The sequence below is a fragment of the Vibrio penaeicida genome, assembly GCF_030689305.1.
GTDB lineage: Bacteria > Pseudomonadota > Gammaproteobacteria > Enterobacterales > Vibrionaceae > Vibrio > Vibrio penaeicida_B.
On the sequence record NZ_JAUYVM010000003.1, the window covers coordinates 251,033 to 269,774 of the forward strand.

At 46.3% G+C, this 18,742-nt stretch carries 15 protein-coding genes; 10 read left to right on the forward strand and 5 right to left on the reverse strand.

Translation table 11 applies throughout. The annotated features are described in order from the left end of the window. Positions 1 to 59: 59 nt before the first annotated feature. Genes Q8W40_RS07100 through Q8W40_RS07120 form a run of 5 tightly spaced genes read right to left on the reverse strand, consistent with a single transcriptional unit; the run spans position 60 to position 5,261 of the window. Complete coding sequence (locus Q8W40_RS07100; RefSeq protein ID WP_305396508.1) at positions 60 to 980, reverse strand: ankyrin repeat domain-containing protein; 921 nt, start codon at positions 978 to 980, stop codon at positions 60 to 62. Continuing rightward, on the reverse strand, positions 980 to 2,521 hold the full coding sequence (locus Q8W40_RS07105) for a PAAR domain-containing protein (RefSeq protein ID WP_305396509.1): 1,542 nt from the start codon (positions 2,519 to 2,521) through the stop codon (positions 980 to 982). Before Q8W40_RS07105 ends, Q8W40_RS07100 begins: the two co-directional genes overlap by 1 nt. After that, on the reverse strand, positions 2,521 to 4,569 hold the full coding sequence (locus tag Q8W40_RS07110; protein ID WP_305396682.1) for a type VI secretion system Vgr family protein: 2,049 nt from the start codon (positions 4,567 to 4,569) through the stop codon (positions 2,521 to 2,523). The genes Q8W40_RS07105 and Q8W40_RS07110 overlap by 1 nt, the downstream gene beginning before the upstream one ends. Before the next feature lie 34 nt (positions 4,570 to 4,603). Then, entirely contained in the window at positions 4,604 to 4,771 is a 168-nt protein-coding gene (locus Q8W40_RS07115; protein WP_305396688.1) for a hypothetical protein, read from the reverse strand. After that, complete coding sequence (locus tag Q8W40_RS07120; RefSeq protein ID WP_104401603.1) at positions 4,743 to 5,261, reverse strand: Hcp family type VI secretion system effector; 519 nt, start codon at positions 5,259 to 5,261, stop codon at positions 4,743 to 4,745. The genes Q8W40_RS07115 and Q8W40_RS07120 overlap by 29 nt, the downstream gene beginning before the upstream one ends. A 1,295-nt stretch (positions 5,262 to 6,556) precedes the next feature. On the opposite strand from Q8W40_RS07120, the gene tssB reads away from it, so the two are divergent. The 10 genes from tssB (at position 6,557) to tssH (ending at position 18,741) form a co-directional block, all read left to right on the forward strand. Then, positions 6,557 to 7,078, forward strand: coding sequence for a type VI secretion system contractile sheath small subunit (gene tssB, locus Q8W40_RS07125; RefSeq protein WP_101110157.1), 522 nt, complete (start codon positions 6,557 to 6,559; stop codon positions 7,076 to 7,078). A gap of 35 nt (positions 7,079 to 7,113) precedes the next feature. Next, on the forward strand, positions 7,114 to 8,592 hold the full coding sequence (gene tssC, locus Q8W40_RS07130; protein WP_101110156.1) for a type VI secretion system contractile sheath large subunit: 1,479 nt from the start codon (positions 7,114 to 7,116) through the stop codon (positions 8,590 to 8,592). Then, positions 8,592 to 9,032 (forward strand): type VI secretion system baseplate subunit TssE, encoded by a 441-nt coding sequence (gene tssE / locus Q8W40_RS07135; protein ID WP_101110155.1) that lies wholly within the window; start codon positions 8,592 to 8,594, stop codon positions 9,030 to 9,032. Before tssC ends, tssE begins: the two co-directional genes overlap by 1 nt. Beyond that, positions 9,032 to 10,795 carry a type VI secretion system baseplate subunit TssF gene (gene tssF / locus Q8W40_RS07140; RefSeq protein WP_305396510.1) on the forward strand — a complete coding sequence of 588 codons (1,764 nt, stop codon included), beginning with the start codon at positions 9,032 to 9,034 and terminating at the stop codon, positions 10,793 to 10,795. Before tssE ends, tssF begins: the two co-directional genes overlap by 1 nt. Before the next feature lie 32 nt (positions 10,796 to 10,827). Further along, a complete protein-coding gene (tssG, locus tag Q8W40_RS07145; RefSeq protein WP_305396683.1) occupies positions 10,828 to 11,811 on the forward strand; it encodes a type VI secretion system baseplate subunit TssG in 984 nt (327 codons plus the stop codon). A gap of 49 nt (positions 11,812 to 11,860) precedes the next feature. Next, positions 11,861 to 13,456 (forward strand): type VI secretion system-associated FHA domain protein TagH, encoded by a 1,596-nt coding sequence (gene tagH / locus Q8W40_RS07150; protein ID WP_305396511.1) that lies wholly within the window; start codon positions 11,861 to 11,863, stop codon positions 13,454 to 13,456. Positions 13,457 to 13,467: 11 nt separating this feature from the next. Next, positions 13,468 to 13,929: a type VI secretion system lipoprotein TssJ gene (tssJ, locus tag Q8W40_RS07155; RefSeq protein ID WP_370693370.1), complete on the forward strand. Its 462-nt coding sequence runs from the start codon at positions 13,468 to 13,470 to the stop codon at positions 13,927 to 13,929. Positions 13,930 to 13,931: 2 nt separating this feature from the next. Then, complete coding sequence (gene tssK, locus Q8W40_RS07160; protein ID WP_305396512.1) at positions 13,932 to 15,266, forward strand: type VI secretion system baseplate subunit TssK; 1,335 nt, start codon at positions 13,932 to 13,934, stop codon at positions 15,264 to 15,266. 2 nt (positions 15,267 to 15,268) lie between these two features. Then, positions 15,269 to 16,048: a type IVB secretion system protein IcmH/DotU gene (gene icmH / locus Q8W40_RS07165; protein WP_101110150.1), complete on the forward strand. Its 780-nt coding sequence runs from the start codon at positions 15,269 to 15,271 to the stop codon at positions 16,046 to 16,048. A gap of 95 nt (positions 16,049 to 16,143) precedes the next feature. Continuing rightward, positions 16,144 to 18,741, forward strand: a complete 2,598-nt coding sequence (gene tssH, locus Q8W40_RS07170) for a type VI secretion system ATPase TssH (RefSeq protein WP_305396513.1) — start codon at positions 16,144 to 16,146, stop codon at positions 18,739 to 18,741. Position 18,742: the final 1 nt, after the last annotated feature.

Consider the following 18,742-nt stretch of genomic DNA (forward strand, 5'->3'; position numbering starts at 1 on the left):
TTTTTCACCTAATTTCCACCTAGGGTTCAGAGTATCTAAGCCTTTCGAGTGTGATGCCTCTAAAACCGATGCTCGATGCCAAAACGTTCTTTGAGGATCTTTTCATCTAAGCGCTTTTCTTGCTCGGTTTGTTCGCCCAGAAACTCGTTGACACCTTCCACTTTGCACTCTGCTTTGGGCATATAACCATGAGGCTCTTTACAAAAAACGATGTCATTGCGAATACGCTCGCCAAAAGGTGTCAGTGCAGGGAACTTGACACCTTTTTCAACAAGTTTCTGCTGGATTTTGAGCATCTTTTGGTAAGCTTCGGTGGATTGATCCATACGTTTGAGAGCTTGCTGCACTCTGTAGGCAACGGTCATGCCGCTGTCGGTCATTGCAAGTGGGTCAGCTCCGTTATCTAACAAGTAAAGCGCCTCATCAAAAGCCACGGAAATAATGTGTAATAACGGGGTATTTCCTAACGAATCACGGGCATTCACATCAGCACCGGATTTCACTAAAAGCTTCATGGCATCACTTTCCTCAAGTAAGGGGGTGTTGAAAATCAATGTTCGTAGGCTGCCTTCATTCGCAGTATTGGGGTTCATACCACTTTCAAGGAGAGCCTTTAAGGGCTCGTCACTTTTACGCCACATGGCGTGGTAAGCGACACTGCCTAGTTCCGGCAACTCAATAGATGGATCGGCACCTAATGCCATCAATGATTTAATGGCTACGGGGTTTTCATCATTTACGGCAAAGCCAAGCAGTGTCATCCCGTGTTTTCCTGGGGCATCGATATCTTCAAGCGCTTTCCCAAGTATGGTGATCTTTTCACCGTCTTTTTTCTTTATCGCTTTGGCAATGGTAAGCATGTCCCCTTCAAAAAAGGCATCAGCATAAGGTTTGCTGCCAAAAATGTTCATGAAATCTCCTTTTGCAACCACAGAAAAAAACAGTATTCCTGCAGCGAGTAGCCAGCCCCACTTTTTCATTAGGTGCCACCTTTAGTTAGTGTGTGTAAGTCGTTCACTTTACGCTCTTCTAGGGCTAAGCGCACTTGATCCATTCCGTGCATATCGACTTTTTCTTTGGCTTTTACCACACCATAACTGATAGGAGCAGCAATCGGTGAAACTAAGCCCGTCGCCGTTGCCGCCCCTATCGCTTGGGGGGTAAGAGACTTGGTTTTTGGCAACGTTGTGTCTAGGGTTTTGTCACGCACCGCATCTGGCATAACGTGCTTTAATATAAAGTTCTCTTCTTGAACGTAGGTCAACATATCCCCTTCAGTTCGATACCCCTTAATCAATGTATCCGGACCTTGCTTGGCTTTAGGGACGCCATATCTTGCTACCGTATTGCTATGTAATCCAGCGGCGTTAAAAGTGACACAAGGCATTCCACTTGCCTTACAAGCAGCGCTACCCATACCGCCGCCAAGAGAATGACCAGCGACTTCAAAAGGTAACCTGCTATCATCCATCTTCGTCCCTATTTCGACAGCTCTTCGGTAATAGGCGGATTCTTTGTCTCTGCCTTGCGCTGCATTGTTTTTCCAATCATCCAGCTTGGTCATTTCTGTGCCTCTGAACACCACCACGGGTTTGGCGTTGGGGCCAAATACGTTTTGATCGGGCATGTATACTTGCGCGCGAAAGTTACTGTCTGGAATGGTTAAATCTTCTGGGAACAACCCTAACGAAGACAACTGTTCAGGTGACGCTTCAGACCATCCTGAATCGCCTTCAAAGTCCTTCCTTAGCTGTAAACGCCGTTCGTCTAGTTTGTTATCTGGTTTGCCAACAGTGTAAACATGGTCAGATAACATGGCTTTCTCAGCGGCATCCATATCCATAGCAAATCGGTCTGCAGCTACGGGGTTAGAAGATTTACCCATTTCTGTAATTTCTTCCCGCGCTTTTCTTCTCTGTGCTTTTGTGGTGTTGGTTTCGAGCACGTCTAGCATTTTTTGTTTGTCTGCACCATTGTCGACTGCCGCAATAATGGACTGAGCCAAAGTGCTCATTTCTTGCAGTTCTAAGGCTTTGTTGAGCAGCGCGATATCTGCCTGCACCGCCATTTTCTGCAATGCAGATTTGTAGAACTCTGGGGTGAAGATGGAGCTTCCCCAGCCGCTACCCAATGGCTCCGCCAAAGGCGTAATCTTTAAAAACGGCGACTTGCTTGCAGCCGCGCCTTCTGCACATTTGTGCGCCGGTGAAGAGTAGGGGGTATCCCCAATGAATACATCACCAGACCCAGCGGCAACAGAGCCTCCACACCCAATCGCATCGCCCACTCGGGAAGCGGGTTTGCCATTGATGGATACGGTAGAAGAGCCTGCCGAAATGCTTCGACCATGGATACCATGGGGCATTTTGGGGCAAGGGCATGCGTGCAGCAAAACCGTATCACCTTGTCGTGCAGCGGGCTTACCATTGACAAACACATCACCACTGCCAGCAACAATAGGTGTGGCGGGAAAACAGCCGTGTCCTGCACAGCTGTCTCCAAGTCGAGCGGCTGCTGGCATTAGGTTCTCCTGTCCGGATCGTCCGGCTCTTGTGGTTTCGCCGGCGGTTGTGGTTCAACGGCTTTGGGCGCAGTGCCACTTCCTGGTGAACCACCTTCATTAATTTTCACCACGTTTCCTGAAATGGTGATCCCACCGCCATCAATTTTGACAAAGCCTCCCGGACCTTTGATGGTCAGTTCTTGTTTGGCTTCCAGCACGATATTGGTGGCATTCAGATAGCTTTCATTGTTCACCGCAATACGTTGATTGGCGCCGATCTCTTTTTCTTCAGACGCAGACATCGATGTGACGCTGCCTCCTTCAATTTTGGTTACCATGCCCCCAGAGATAAACCGGTTCACTGCCCCGATAACTCGTTGAACTAGGTTACGACCGACTTTGTAGTGGTGATCTTGCCCAAACTCTTCGGTGACGTTTTTTCCTACCAAGCGGTGTGTATTCTCTGTCACCATTTGGAAGAAGTGCTGACCGATTTTTTGATGGAAGTCGAGGCCAATAGATTCTCGGCTGATATTGTTGATCACCACATCTTTGTCTTTCTGAGCATGTACATAAATCTGTTCGCGAGACGCTTCATCTTCAAACCTCAGCTCATTAAAACCTTCTCCCAAATGCGTTTGGGTTTTTAATACCGTTCTGGTTTTGTGGCTGGGCAAGATATACGGAGTCACGTTGGTGGCGTGATAAGTGCGCCCTGTAATTATCGGCTGATCAGGGTCACTATTTAAGAAAGAAACAATCACCTCATGCCCAATGCGTGGAATGGCGACCATGCCATATTGTCCGCCGGCCCAGCCCTGCGAAACGCGCACCCAACATGAACTGTGTTCATCTTGTGAAGACTCTCGATCCCATGGGAAATGAACTTTTACGCGTCCGTGTTCATCACAGAAAATCTCTTCGCCGGGAGGACCAACAACCATAGCGATCATCGGACCATCTACTTGTGGTTTAGGGAGCGGTTTTGCTCTCCACTGGCGATGCGCAGGGATAACTGTAAAGTGGTTGCTGTAAGTAGTTGCTCCGCTCCCGCCTTCTTCTTCTAGCGCTTGAGGCTGAGTACCTTTATGACTGGCGCTGATTACCAACCACGATCGATTGCATTGCGGGTCAAGATGGTCAGTAAGAGCAAACTTTACGCCGGCTTGCAAACCTGCATGATTGCTTTGCCCGCTTGCTATGTGGGACTCTCGGCGGAGGTAGTCCAAACGATATTGGCTAAATGCCTGACCACTTTCATCATCTTTGTAACGGGTCGGTGCATCATAATGTTCATACCCATCCCGTTGATAGGTCATTTCCTTGCCAAGTTGCTCCTGTTTAAACGAATAGGAGGGCTTCTTAAAACTGTATTCTTGAAACGTTACGTTGGTGACATCTGAACGCACTCTTTCGGTTAATCCGAAAACATAGGGTGTATCGATTTGACCACCAGCCAACGCGTTATATGTAACTGGACGTGGCAGAGCGTCGTAGGTTTGGCTGTCATCACTAAATACGATGGTGTGTTTCCCAACCTCATGCGTAAATCGGTACACCAAACCTTCTTCTGCCGCCAAACGGTGCATAAATTCAAGATCGGTTTCGCGGTATTGAACACAAAACTCCCTTGGCTGACAGGATCGTTTTAGGGAAAAAGCATAATCGTTGATGCCCATTTCCTGAAACAACACCGACAATATATCGGGAACATTTTGGTTTTGAAAAATTCGGCTATTTTGTCGTAGAGATAATCGTTCGATCGAAGGGACGATTGTCAAAGAGTAAAAAGTGTGTTGACGGCCGGTATCCCCTTTGTAAAAAGCACGTACAACGCCGTGCACTATTTGCGTGACTTCCCCATTTTGAATGATGCTCAACCAAGCACTTTTATCCACGATCTGATCGGGTGTGATATCAGTTCTGCGGCTTGCTAATTCGATCTGGTATCGGAAACCATGGCAATTGCCATAGTCTGAAAGTGACTCCTGACCTTGGTATTCTCTAACGATCAACGTTTCTGGCGCCAACCCTTCCACATCCAGGTTGAAATTTAAGGTGCCCATGCATTCATTCCGTTTTGCCGTGTAATCTGCGCATTCACGCAAGTTCTTCAAAAAACGCAAAGCCACGCAATGTGACTTTGCCATCATGCGAACAACCTAATCCGTAGGGGGAGAGCACCAACAAAATGGGGAGCAAATCATTGGTGCGAATACGGTGTTGGTCGATTGCTTGATTATGCTTCGACGGGTTTACGCCAATCATCTGAACCAGATGTACCTGCGTTAACGTGGTCCCAGTTGATCTTACGGTAAGACAGAGACACCGTAACGTTCTGAGTAAAGTCAGACTTTGTCGGATCTTGGCAGTGAGGCATCTCACAGTGAATGTCTACGATAGACGCACTTTCTAATACGGTGGTGAAGAAGTTCTCTTGCTTACCTTCGATTGAAGTGCGGTACCACTTAAGTTCAACTGAGCTCATCTTCTCGCCAGAAGCTAGGGCGTTATACAGTAGCGGTACTGCTTTGTTCAGCGCCACAGTGAACTGGAATGGTTTGTGAACACGTTGACCTGACGGCTGACCAGACTGAGGATCCGTTGGAACCGTCACGTTGTGGTTAAATTCTTGAACCAGCATTTGGTCTTCATGACCTTCAACAAACGCATCACCGATAGAGTCGGTAGACAGTGCGCCAGCAGTAATAAGCCCCTGTGTTTCACCTTCAATGGAGATATAACATGGAGTTGGCATATTTAATCCTCTTGTAGAGTTGAATGTTACTGGTCCAGTCGCTCCCCAACCTAAACTTAATATGTAGGTTGACCTAGGCAAGCGGCTAAATCCTTTTATAGCAACAAATAAATAACAATAAATTATGAAGCGCTTTTTGCGCGATTTAGTGTCGATAGACAAAACTAATACAGCAAACAGCATGCCAATTAATAAATTTATTTAAAAACAACCAGTTATAGTCTTTGAGTTATTTTTCAAGCAATAGATTGCTATATTGTGGGCAATTTATTGCTCGAACAGCAAATTAATGCCTGGATCAGAGTCACATCAATATATATTTCATGGTTCTTTATCGATATTTTTGTTTTGTGATGTTAATACAATAATTAATATACTCATCAGTTTCTTTGTTTGCGGGAATGTCTCATTTTTGATTTTATACATGCCCATAAAATATAGGCTGTCTCGAATATATGAATGATGGATGAAGTATCAATTTGTTTTGGCAAATTAATACGTTTTATAGTAAAGGCGAATAAGGGATATCAAATATTCCATATCAAACAAAGACGGATTGTCTTGAACGTTACTCACTGATATTAAATGAAATTTATAGCTATCTATTGCATTGAAATCTAACTATTAGGTTTGATGATTAATGATTGTATTTTATACACTTAGGGCTATGGCTGTCTTTTAAATGAGAAATTCATCATCTTGTTTTTGTGATGACAGTAACGGTTTTACTTTATCCTGATATAGTAGGTTAAATACGTAAATTGAATAATTAAGAACAGAGAATAAAAAGTGATAGTCGTTCTTAAAAATATAAAAAATAATCTTAAATATGAGAATTTAATTACATTTTCACTTTGGCTAGTGGATTTCTAGACTAAAAAATTAAAAATTTATTCTATTAGGCTTTAATGGTGTATACAGATATATCGTACATAAAATGTACGCGCTTTCTTGTACCTTTCTTATACGTCATCCTGTCAAACTTGACTCCCCTAATTAGAAGCTCACAAGCAGAATTTAATAATTTTTGCTCTGATTGTCAGAGCAAAATGGTGTTTGTTTATTGCTATTTAGCCTGATTTGGAACTGAAAGTCGTTGTTATTGGAAAGCTTCATTATTGGAATTTTTCTTTTTGGAAGCAGTGGTATTTCTGAAAAACAGCGGTTAATTCCAAGTCTTGAGCACAAGACTGATATGCCAAGTTTAAGTGCAAAATCTGGCTCGCTCAAATAAGCGCTTGCTCGTAATAAATTCAACATTAACAGCAGTTGGGACAGACGAAGGAGACCGTAATATGTCCAAAGAAGGCAGTGTTGCCCCGAAAGAAAGAATCAATATCAAATACATTCCTGCGACGGGCGACGCTCAGGCGGAAGTGGAATTGCCGTTGAAGACATTGGTGGTTGGAGACTTTAAAGGACACGGTGAAGAAACCCCTTTAGAGGAACGCAAACCCGTCAGCATCGACAAAAACAATTTCGAATCCGTCATGAAGGAAAGCAAGCTAACGCTTTCTACCTCGGTTTCAAGCAAGTTAGTGGATGAGGACGACGCTGATTTGCCAGTCGAATTGTCATTTGAGTCTCTTGCAGACTTCTCACCAGACTCCATCGTTAAGCAAGTTCCTGAACTAAATAAACTGATCGAATTGCGTGAAGCACTGCTGGCTCTTAAGGGGCCGCTAGGTAATGTGCCTGCATTCCGTTCTCGTTTACAAGAGCTGCTTGCTTCTGATGACTCACGAGAGAAGCTGTTGGCGGAACTCGATCTTGTGGCAACTGATGAGAAAGAAACGTCTGATCAGGGAAATGAATAACCAGCGTGAAAAACAGGAACGAAAGGATAATTCCGATGACAACAAATGAAGTCGCTGTAGAAAGAACGATTGAGCAGCAGCAAGGTAATTTACTTGATGAAATCATGGCGCAAACGCGCATCGCACCGAACGAAGAAGCATACGATATTGCTAAAAAAGGTGTGGCAGCGTTTATCGAGAACCTCGTTGGTTCGAACCGCACAGAAGAACCAGTAAACAAAGCGCTGGTTGATCAAATGTTGGTTGAACTCGATAAAAAAATAGGCGCTCAAGTTGATGAAATTCTTCATGATGACGGTTTCCAAAACCTAGAATCATCATGGCGCGGTCTGAAGTTAATGGTAGACCGCACCGATTTTAATGAAAACAACAAAATCGACTTATTGCACGTTACGAAAGCAGAGCTTTTGGACGATTTCGAATTCGCACCAGAAACGACGCAATCTGGCTTGTACAAGCACGTTTACTCTTCTGGTTATGGTCAGTTCGGTGGTGAGCCAACAGGTGTCATCATTGGTAACTATTCCTTCACGCCATCAACACCAGACATGAAGTTACTTCAATACATGGGTTCGTTGGGTGCGATGGCGCACGCGCCATTTATTTCAAGTGTGGGTCCTGAGTTCTTTGGCATCGACTCGTTTGAAGAACTGCCTAACCTGAAAGATCTTAAGTCTACCTTTGAAGGGCCTAAGTACACCAAATGGCGTTCGTTACGTGAGTCGGAAGATGCACGTTACCTAGGTTTAACCGCGCCGCGTTTCCTTCTTCGTGTCCCTTACGATCCAACGGAAAACCCGGTTAAGTCCTTCTCTTACGAAGAAAATGTGAGCAACTCACATGAAAGCTACCTATGGGGTAACACAGCGTTTGCTTTTGCTACTCGTCTAACCGACAGCTTTGCGAAATACCGCTGGTGTCCGAACATCATTGGTCCTCAAAGTGGTGGTGCTGTTGAAGACTTGCCTGTTCACGTTTACGAGTCAATGGGTGCACTGCAATCTAAGATCCCAACCGAAGTTCTGGTCACCGACCGTAAAGAATTCGAATTGGCTGAAGAAGGCTTTATCGCACTAACCATGCGTAAAGGTAGCGATAACGCAGCATTCTTCTCTGCAAACTCTATCCAAAAACCAAAGATCTTCCCGAACACCAAAGAAGGCAAAGAAGCCGAAACCAACTACAAGTTGGGTACTCAGCTGCCTTATATGATGATCATCAACCGCCTTGCGCACTACATCAAAGTGCTTCAACGCGAGCAAATTGGTGCTTGGAAAGAGCGTCAAGATCTTGAGCGTGAACTCAATGGTTGGATCAAGCAATACGTTGCCGACCAAGAGAACCCGCCAGCAGACGTGCGTAGCCGTCGTCCACTTCGTGCAGCCGCTATCGAAGTGCATGACGTTGAAGGCGAGCCAGGCTGGTATCAGGTGTCGCTGTCGGTTCGTCCTCACTTTAAGTACATGGGTGCGAACTTTGAGTTGTCTCTGGTAGGACGCTTGGATCAAGCCTAATGGGATACATCGCCCCAGAAGAAAGTGTTTATGGTGTCAGCCTCTTTGAGCGTTTAGAGGCTGACGCTAAACCCATGTCACTTTCGAAAGGACCCGATTCCGCTGAGGTGCTTCGTTCCATTAAACGGAATGTGTCTAACATTCTGAATACTAGAATCGGAGAGTCATTGAGCTCTCCGAATCTGGGCTTAGTGGATTTTAACGATGCCACCATGGCGATGCTGGACCTTTCCATTCGAGTGAAGCTGTCTATAAAGCGATGCTTAGAGGAATTTGAGCCAAGGCTGAAAGAAGTCGACGTTCTTGTGATTCAAGACGAAGCGGAACCGCTTAATTTGCGATTTAGCGTGGCAGCAACCATAGACACCTCCGCCGTTCATGAAAGAGTAAAAATTAATTTACTCCTTGATAATAATAGAAAATACCGAGTAGTAACCTAGTGGCACAAGACAAATATTTCAGAGATGAGCTGGCGTTTTTAAAAGACCAAGGGAAACAATTTACTGAGATTCATCCTCAACTTTCTCGCTTTTTGAATGGTCGGAACACCGATCCAGATGTCGAGCGCCTACTCGAAGGCTTCGCGTTTCTAACCGGTAAGCTGAGAGAGAAAGTCGAAGATGAATTTCCAGAGTTAACTCACTCCATCATCAACATGCTTTGGCCGAACTACCTTCGTCCAATTCCCAGCATGAGCATCCTAAAGTTCAGCCCTAAAGGCAACTTCAGCACACGTCAGATCATCAAGAAATCCACAACAGTGGATTCTATTCCCGTGTTAGATACAGCGTGCCAATTTCGCACATGTCGAGATGTCGAGATTTACCCTTTAGTGTGCGATCGCGTCTCTGCTGTGCACACGAAAGACGCCAGTAAAGTCTCGCTTGAGATGTCGATGATCAATAAAGACGATTCGGTTAAGTCGATAGAGCTAGATTCGTTGCGTTTCTATTTGGGTGGCGATACCTACAGCGCACAGAATCTTTATCTGTGGCTTGGGCACTATATCGATTCCATTGAAGTTGAATATGAAGGTGGCAGCGTTAAGGTGCCAACCGATGTGTTTGATGTCGTCGGGTTTGATAACGACGGCTTACTGCCATACCCAAAGAATGTTTATCAGGGTTATCGCATATTTCAAGAATACTTGGCGTTTCCAGAGTCCTTTCATTTCTTCGAACTCAAGCATATCGGTCGTTACATTCCGGATCATGTAGCAGGCAAATTTACGATTCGCTTTAACTTCACCCAAACCTTGCCTGGCAGCACGCAAGTGACCAATGAAAGTTTTACGTTGTACGCCACACCTATTGTTAACTTGTTTAAGCACGATGCCGACCCGATTGATTTAACGGGAAAACGCCCTGAATATCGTTTGTCACCATCCAGCCGCTACCCAAGGCACTATGAGATTTTCAGTGTTGACCATGTAGAAGGTTGGCAAGAAACCTCCGACGGTCGAATCCGTGGTCAGCGCCGAGTTTACACCCCGTTTGAAAGCTTTCAGCATGAAATTGAATTGGCACGTAAGCGTCTCGCTCTTTACTACCGTGTTCGAGTAAAAGACAGCATTCGCAAGGATGGATTCGATCATTTCATCTCGTTCGTACGGGGTGATGAAACCACCGGCTACTTGCAGGATGAAGCGGTTACGTTAGAGCTCACGTGTACCAATCGCCAGTTACCGGCGGAGTTGGGCGTTGGCGATGTATGCGTAAGCACCGACACCTCTCCTCCGTTTGCTGATTTCGAAAATATTACGATCCCCACGCAAACTTTACGCCCGGTATTGGATGGCAGTTTACTGTGGACATTGATCTCAAATTTATCTCTCAACTACTTGTCGCTTCTTGATAAGAAAGCGTTGTGCTCAGTGCTTCGTGCTTACGATTTTCGCTCCTTAGTGGATCAGCAAGCCGCGCGCATTTCTCGCCAACGCATGGAAGGCATTGTCTCTATCGAATCCGAGCCGCTCGACAAGCTAATTAAGGGCATGCCTGTTCGGGGTTTGCTCTCAAAAATCACCATGAATCCAAACGCGTTCGGATCCGAAGGGGATTTGTATTTGTTTGGCACAGTTTTGAGTCAGTTTTTCGCTTTGTACGCCAGCATCAACTCATTCCATGAATTAGTGGTGGTGAATGCAGAAAGTCGCGAAGAGTACAGCTGGGGTAATCAGCATGGAATGCAGCCACTGATATGAGATCGACAATGGTTGAGTCAATTCGGGATGAAATGACAGACATAAACGAAGTAACAGACATCGATCTAACCAACATTGATGTAAAAAGTTTCAACTTCTATCAATTGGTCGAATTGCTGCTGCAATTGAGCGAGCACGATCCAGAAGATGAAGACTGGGAAAGGCAATGTCAGTTCGTGTTTAAGTCGAATCCGAGCTTGGGTTTTTCTACGTCAGACGTGTCTGGCTTGGACCAAAAACACGACGACCGATTGGAGTTAGAAACCACCTTTTTAGGGTTAACCGGCTCGCAATCTCCTTTGCCCGGGTACTTGCTGGAGCAAGTGTTAACAGAGGGCGAATTTGGTTTAAGAGGACCGTTTCTCGACTTCTTTAACAATCGAATGATCACGCTGGTGTACCGCATTTGGCGGAAGTACCGCTACTACATTCGATTTCAAGAAGGCGCGAGCGACGACTTTTCGGCTCAATTATTTGCTTTGGTTGGGTTGGCGGATCCGGACATGCGCGGCGAAACGCCGATCAACTGGTGCAAGATGCTCTCTTACGCCGGAATGCTGGCAGGACGCAGCCGTTCACCGCAAGTGGTGTCGGGGATCATTGCTCATTGCTTCGATATTGAAGACGTCGACATTCGCCAGTGGGTGCAAAGAAAAGTGGATATTCGCTTGAACCAACAAATGCAGTTGGGCATGGCAAACATGAATTTGGGCGACAACACCGTCATCGGTGAACGAGTGACAGAGTGTAACGGTAAATTCACCTTGGTATTGAAAGGGTTGAGCCAAGAAAGGTTCAGAGATTTTCTACCAACAGGCAAAGAGTATCAGCCACTTTGCAAAGTTGTGGAATTCGTGCTGCGAGAGCAAATGGCGTACGACCTAGAACTGCAGCTCGAAGAAGGCGCGGTGTCTGCCATGGTATTGGACAGCAAGGTCGACATGCCTTTGGGATGGTCGACGTTCTTGGGTGAAGGTGACACCAAACAGAGTGTCACGATTCAAGTCCGACAATAGAAAGTCAGTCTGATAATCGATAGCCAGGTTAGTTAATAGAGGCATGGAAGTGGAACAGAATAAACGTCTTAATTTGATGGTTTCAAACACCAAAGAATTGGAACCAGGACTCACCCCTTCCTGTGAATTTACGGAAGAGGGCGGGGTGATTGGTTCGAGCCCGAGCGCGTTTTGGGTTTTGCAAGACCAAAGCCGAGACGTGCAAGGTAGCCATTGCGAAATCTTGGTGTACGACAGTCATTTTTGTGTCAAAGACCTCAGCGGAAAAACCTACGTTAATGGCGCAACGATGCCGGTTGGCGTGGGGAAAATGGCGCAAATCACCACCAAAGACTCCCTTAAAATTGGTGTCTATGAGCTGATGGTGGTCAGCGGGGTTAGCCACTCTAGCATGTCGTCACACAATCAGTCTCTTGAGCAACTGTTTATAGAAGATGCCGCCTTAGTGAAAGGCGATCCTGACTCGGATGAAAGCCTATCCGTACCTGAAGAAATTACGTACATCGACCCACTCGATGTATTAGACGGTGGAGACACCGCCGCGAAAAGCGAAAGGCTATACGCCGAAGAAGAAGAAAAACTGTCAGACGACCAAATTGAAGCGAATAGGCTGCTGGCGGATGAAGAGCCAGAAAGCCGTGAAAAACCGACCCTTCAAGCCGACAGTGAATATGAAATTTCTTCTGCAATAAAGCTGAAAAAGCGCAGTCGATTTAATCCATTTTCATTTTTTTCCAAATCAGATCCTGCGGAATCAGAGCAAGAGTCTACGAACTCAAAGTCAGATGCAGAAAAGTTAGAACCAAACATTTCAAACTCCTCACCCGTAACGGGAGCGGAGTCAGCAGCAGTGTCTGCCAAATCGAATCCGGTTGAGACATCTCAGCCTTCAACTCACACCTATGATCAGCTCTTGGCAGAAGAGACTGGTGCACAAAACGCGTTCAGAACAGAGGGCTACAAGATGGACGATAAAACCCTAGATTTATTAGAAGAAGAAATCGCCCAAAATGAACAATTCAAAGCGGATATGCCGCTTGGCGATGAAAACAACCACCTATTGTCTGGCCCGTTATTTCGTGGGTTAGGTGTATCGGTGACTCCTTCGCACCACTCTGGTGATGTGCAAATGACATCCGAAGAAATGGGGGCAGCACTGCAAGCCGCAGTGAAAGGTTTACTGGATTTGCACCAACACGTGGATAACAGCCGCTACGGAGTGATCAACAAGAACCTACAACCGATAGAAGACAACCCGCTTCGTTTAGGTATGTCTTATGAAGACACGGTGAAAACCCTATTCAATACCAACCCTAGTGCGGTTCACCTATCAGCGCCTTCTGCGATATCTGAAAGTTTGAAAAACCAGAAAGATCACAACGATGTCGTGCAAATGGCGACCACGTTAGCGCTCGGGCAAATCGTACGCGCATTTTCACCAGAAGTATTGATGAAGCGATTTGAAAATTACCGCCGTTCTTACCAAACCCCAGAACAGAACACCGACGCGTGGGCCTGGGAAATGTACCAAAGCTACTACAAAGAACTGACTTCCGATCGTCAGCAAGGCTTTGAGAAGTTGTTCTGGGAAGTGTTCGATCAAGCGTATGACCGCTTACTTCGTGAGAAACAGATGGAGTCGTGATCGTGAGACAAATGCTGTCCATATTTTTGGGCGTTTTGCTGCTAGTAGGGTGTAGCTCTAGTGAAGATGTTAGAGAGCTACCATCTGTCGTGTCGTTCAGCATGGTGGCAGATGAAGGGGTGAACCCCAATGTGTTTGGCGAATCGTCCCCCGTTGAAGTTCAGGTCTTTGAGCTGGTGGATGACTCCATGTTCATGTCTGCGGATTTTGATCAGATCAATGAAGATCACAAAAAGGTACTTAAAAGCAATTACATACAGGTATACGACTACGTATTGACGCCAGGTCAATTTAAGTACGTCGACGATGTAGTGGTGGATGAAGACACCCGCTACATCGGCGTGTTAGCGAAGTTTGCCGAGCCAGAACTGAGCGAATGGAAAAAAGCAGTGAAGATCATCAATTTAGGTCGGAAGTACCACTTGCTGATGCTGTTTAAAGATTACGACATTAAGTTAGATAAGGTTGAGTGAGTATGTATTCACGGAATAGAGTCGTTTGGAGCGAAGGATTATTCATTAAGCCACAGCATTTCCAGCAACAACAACGTTACATGGAATACGCGTTAGATGAGCGAGTGTCATCTGCCAGCCAATACCTATTTGGGGTGTCAGAGCTGTCGTTGAATCCGGAATACCTAAGCTTTGGTCGAATTGCTATAGAGCGAGCGGTTGGCGTGATGCCCGATGGCACCGTTTTCCGAATTCCTCAAGAAGATCTCATGCCTGAAGCGCTGGAAATCACCGACGATTCTCTCGCTAACCAGATTGTGTATCTCGCGTTACCACTTCGCAGTGATTCATTAGCTGAAATCAGCTTCCCTGATTCTCAAGGAACGGGGCGATATACCGCTCGTAAGCAAGAAGTACGCGATGTGCATACGCCTCAAGGGGACAGCACCGTATTGGATGTGTCACCTGTACAGCCGCGCTTAATGTTAGAAAAACAAGATCGAAGCGCATTTGCATCTGTTGCTATTGCGCGGATTCTAGAAAAGAGACCCGATGGCAGTGTCATGCTGGATCCGGACTTTGTGCCTTGTCATTTCAATGTTGTCGGTGTTCCGCATTTGCACCGATTCATCAGCGAAATGTCGGGATTAATGCGCGAACGTGCAAAAAATATCGCTCAGCGAATTGGTTCACCAAGCCAAGGTGGTGTTGCCGATGTCTCCGATTTTATGTTGCTTCAATCGCTTAACCGTTTGCAACCGCAACTTCAACATTTGTCATCGCTAAGAAGCTTACACCCAGAACGTTTATACGAATCGCTCAGTGCCATTTGTGGTGAGCTGGCCACGTTCACAGACGAAAGCCGAATGCCTCCCCAATTTACGGTGTACCAACACGAAATGCCGACCGAATCATTTCAGTCTTTGATGCTCAAATTACGCCAGTCTCTCAGCATTGTGCTGGAACCAAGAGCGGTGTCGATTCAGCTACAAAAACGCCGTTACGGGCTTATGGTTGCGCCTATCCAAGATCAAAGCTTGCTGGATTCTGCCGATTTCATTTTGGCCGTTCGCGCGCGCATGCCTTTGGAAGATTTGCGTCGTCTGTTTGTGCAGCAAACCAAAGTCGCGTCGGTTGAAAAAATCCGCGAGCTTATCTCATTGCAGCTTCCGGGCGTTCCCGTCAATCCATTACCCGTTGCACCAAGGCAATTGCCATACCACGCAGGTTACACCTACTACCAATTGGATAAAACCAGCGAAGCGTGGCGCATGCTGCAAAACGCCAGTGGGTTTGCTTTCCATGTTGCTGGTGAGTTTGACGAATTGGACCTGCAGTTCTGGGCCATTAGGAGTTAATCATGATCGTCACTGAAGAATTCAATAAAGACCGTTACGACGAACTTCTGTTTGATGAAGTAAAGAGCATCGATGCGGATCAGGATTACTGGTTCAAGCTGCGTGGTGACAACCAAAACAAAATGGTCGATGCGGCTACCCCTTTGCTGGGTTTGTCGCTTCGTATTCGCTCTTTGGCGCAATGTGAAAACATTGAAACCATCTATAAACAGGCACAAGAAGAAATCAAAGCCATCGAGATGGAGTTGGTTCAAGCCGATATCGAACACGCCATGATCATGGCCTATCGCTATGTGCTCTGCGCTGTGTTGGATGAAGCGGTCATGAGCACGCCATGGGGTGCAGACAGCTCTTGGGCGGAGCATTCGCTGTTAACTCGTTTTCACAACGAAACATGGGGTGGGGAAAAGGTCTTCACCATTCTGAATCGCTTACTGAGCGATCCACCAAGATATCGCGATTTGCTGGAGTTTATTTACCTCTGCCTGATGCTTGGGTTTGAAGGCAAATACAAAGTGGTGGAAGGCGGGAAAGAAGAACGCGAACGCGTCGCCATCAAGCTTTATGAAACGCTTTCAAGGCTGGATGACAAAGAGCCAGAAGAGCTAACCAGCGCGACAGATCACGTGGTAGCCACCAAATACCGACTAAGCCGCCAAATGCCGATATGGCTGATTTTCGCAGGCTTTGCTGGGCTTTGGGCTGTGGTGTTTTTTGTTTATCGCTATCTGCTGCACAGCAAGTCACTCGACGTACTGAGCCAGCTAAACCAAATTTTATAAAACAAATGCTATAGCTAAAACGTTATATCTCAACCGTTATAGCCCAAAAAGACCAATAGATTTTATTTTTAATTTTCAATGTCAAAGGTTGCGCCGTGATTCGAATCGAACTCCCAACATTAATCAGTAAACTGAACGAACAGAGCAAGCTAGCCCTCGAACAAGCGGCTTCACTGTGTTTAGAACATGAACACTCAGAAGTGACGTTTGAGCATTACCTGCATGTGTTGCTGGATAACCCACTGAGCGACGTACGTGAAATCCTGCGCAGCAGCGATACCGATCATCATGAAATTCAAGACATGGTGCATGGCGCTTTTCCGCGTGAAACGGGTCACGATACGTACCCTGTTTTTTCTCCGCTCCTGATTGAGTTGTTGCAAGATGCGTGGTTGTTGGCGTCGACCGAAATGAACCTTGATCACCTTCGTTCTGGCGTTATCTTTTTAACCGCCATCATGCGCCCCGATCGATACTTACCTGTCACCTTATCTAAGCGATTTGATCGTTTAAACCGTGAAACCATTCGTCGCGAATTCTTCACTATTCTTAAAGATTCTTCCGAGACGCCTGTTGAGGCTTCTGGGAAAAAAGGCAAAGCCCCAGTATCGAATGATGGAAACCGTGCACTAGACAAATACTGCGCCAACGTCACGGCACAAGCGCGAAACCAAGAATTGGATCCAGTGTTATGCCGTGATGAAGAAATCAATTTGATGATCGACATTCTTTGTCGCCGCCGAAAAAATAACCCGATTGTGGTGGGCGACGCAGGTGTTGGTAAAAGTGCTGTGGTTGAGGGTTTGGCGCTGCGTATTATTGATGGAAAAGTGCCGGATAAGCTGAAAAACATCGAACTGATGAGCTTAGATCTTGGCCTACTTCAAGCAGGCGCAGCCGTGAAAGGCGAATTTGAAAAACGCCTTAAATCCATCATTGATGAAGTGAAATCTTCACCGACGCTCATTATTTTGTTCATCGACGAAGCACACACTCTAATCGGTGCGGGCAATCAGGAAGGAGGCGGCGACGCTGCTAACCTGTTAAAACCAGCGCTGGCAAGGGGTGAATTGTGCGCTGTAGCCGCCACCACGTGGAAAGAATACAAAAAATACTTCGAGAAAGATCCAGCGCTTAGCCGTCGTTTCCAATTGGTGAAACTAGACGAGCCTTCGGCAGATCAAACCGTCGATATCCTTCGTGGATTGTGCGAAGTCTATGAGAAAAATCATCAGGTACTCATTTCAGACAGCGCATTGAAAGCGGCTTCTCATTTGTCGGCAAGGTATGTGTCTGGTCGTCAACTACCGGATAAAGCGATTGATGTTTTAGACACCGCCTGTGCGCGTATTTCCATTAACCTCAGCACGCCACCCGCCCGAATGTCTGAGCTGGAAACACTTCAACATCAATACGAGTTGGAGCGAAAAATGCTGGAACGCCAACTTCAGATCGGGCAATCGATTGATGAAGAGCGCCTTGCCACGCTTATTGCTAAAGACGAAGAATGCCAAGCCGAATTCCACGAAACCGAGCGTGCGTGGGTAAAACAGCGCGATTTGATCAACCACATGATCGAACTTCGTACCAAGCTGCTTTCTGATGAATTAGCACCAGAAGAGCTTGAGGAAACGAAGCAAGCACTTGAAGTCATGTACGAAGAGCTCGAGCAGACACCGTTTAATGATCGCCTCATTCACCCAGAAGTCGACGAGCAGCAAGTCGCCGAAGTGATTGCCGACTGGACAGGTGTGCCGATCGATCAAATGAACACCGATGAGCTGACGAAGCTGACTCATTTACCCGACATTCTTGAAAAAGCCATTAAAGGTCAGGATGTGGCGATTCAGCGAATTCACAAACACCTACTAACGGCTCGTGCCGACTTAAGAAGACCCGGCAGACCGAAAGGCGCGTTCCTACTTGTAGGTCCAAGTGGTGTCGGTAAAACCGAAACCGTGGTGCAACTTGCTGAAGAGTTATACGGCGGCAAGCGATTCCTTACCACGATCAACATGTCTGAGTACCAAGAGAAACACACAGTATCGCGTTTAATTGGTTCTCCTCCGGGCTATGTAGGCTTTGGTGAAGGCGGCGTGTTAACGGAATCCATTCGTAAAATGCCGTACTCCGTTGTATTGCTTGATGAAGTCGAAAAGGCACACCCAGAAGTGCTGAACTTGTTCTATCAAGCGTTCGACAAAGGCGAGTTAGCGGATGGAGAAGGGCGTCTGATTGACTGCCAAAACATCGTGTTCTTCTTAACGTCTAACCTTGGTTTCCAAACCATTGTCGATTACGCCGACCGCACCGATGAAATGGACGATGCGTTGTACCCAGAACTCGCCGCGTTCTTTAAGCCAGCCCTACTGGCGCGTATGGAAGTGGTGCCTTACTTGCCATTAGGCGAAGAGGTGATGGAGAAAATCGTGCGCGGCAAATTGGCTCGCCTTGAGTCTGTGCTTACCGAGCGTTATAAGGCTACCGTGGATATTGCCGCTAGCGTTATCGACGAGATCTTGTCTCGTACCACTCGCTCCGAAAATGGTGCGCGAATGCTAGAAGCCATTATTGAAGGGCAAATGTTGCCACCGATTTCATTGGCATTACTGGAAAAGTTAGCCAACCAAGAACCTGTATCGCACATCAGCATTTGTGCTCAAGATGGCGAATTCATCGGTAAGGTGGAATAGC

What these genes read in the sequence shown, in the direction of transcription:
- Q8W40_RS07100 (WP_305396508.1), bottom strand. Translation starts at nt 980, where the DNA reads ATGAAAAAGTGGGGCTGGCTACTCGCTGCAGGAATACTGTTTTTTTCT.
- Q8W40_RS07105 (WP_305396509.1), bottom strand. Translation starts at nt 2,521, where the DNA reads ATGCCAGCAGCCGCTCGACTTGGAGACAGCTGTGCAGGACACGGCTGT.
- Q8W40_RS07110 (WP_305396682.1), bottom strand. Translation starts at nt 4,569, where the DNA reads ATGGGCACCTTAAATTTCAACCTGGATGTGGAAGGGTTGGCGCCAGAA.
- Q8W40_RS07115 (WP_305396688.1), bottom strand. Translation starts at nt 4,771, where the DNA reads ATGATTGGCGTAAACCCGTCGAAGCATAATCAAGCAATCGACCAACAC.
- Q8W40_RS07120 (WP_104401603.1), bottom strand. Translation starts at nt 5,261, where the DNA reads ATGCCAACTCCATGTTATATCTCCATTGAAGGTGAAACACAGGGGCTT.
- tssB (WP_101110157.1), top strand. Translation starts at nt 6,557, where the DNA reads ATGTCCAAAGAAGGCAGTGTTGCCCCGAAAGAAAGAATCAATATCAAA.
- tssC (WP_101110156.1), top strand. Translation starts at nt 7,114, where the DNA reads ATGACAACAAATGAAGTCGCTGTAGAAAGAACGATTGAGCAGCAGCAA.
- tssE (WP_101110155.1), top strand. Translation starts at nt 8,592, where the DNA reads ATGGGATACATCGCCCCAGAAGAAAGTGTTTATGGTGTCAGCCTCTTT.
- tssG (WP_305396683.1), top strand. Translation starts at nt 10,828, where the DNA reads ATGACAGACATAAACGAAGTAACAGACATCGATCTAACCAACATTGAT.
- tssJ (WP_370693370.1), top strand. Translation starts at nt 13,468, where the DNA reads ATGCTGTCCATATTTTTGGGCGTTTTGCTGCTAGTAGGGTGTAGCTCT.
- tssK (WP_305396512.1), top strand. Translation starts at nt 13,932, where the DNA reads ATGTATTCACGGAATAGAGTCGTTTGGAGCGAAGGATTATTCATTAAG.
- icmH (WP_101110150.1), top strand. Translation starts at nt 15,269, where the DNA reads ATGATCGTCACTGAAGAATTCAATAAAGACCGTTACGACGAACTTCTG.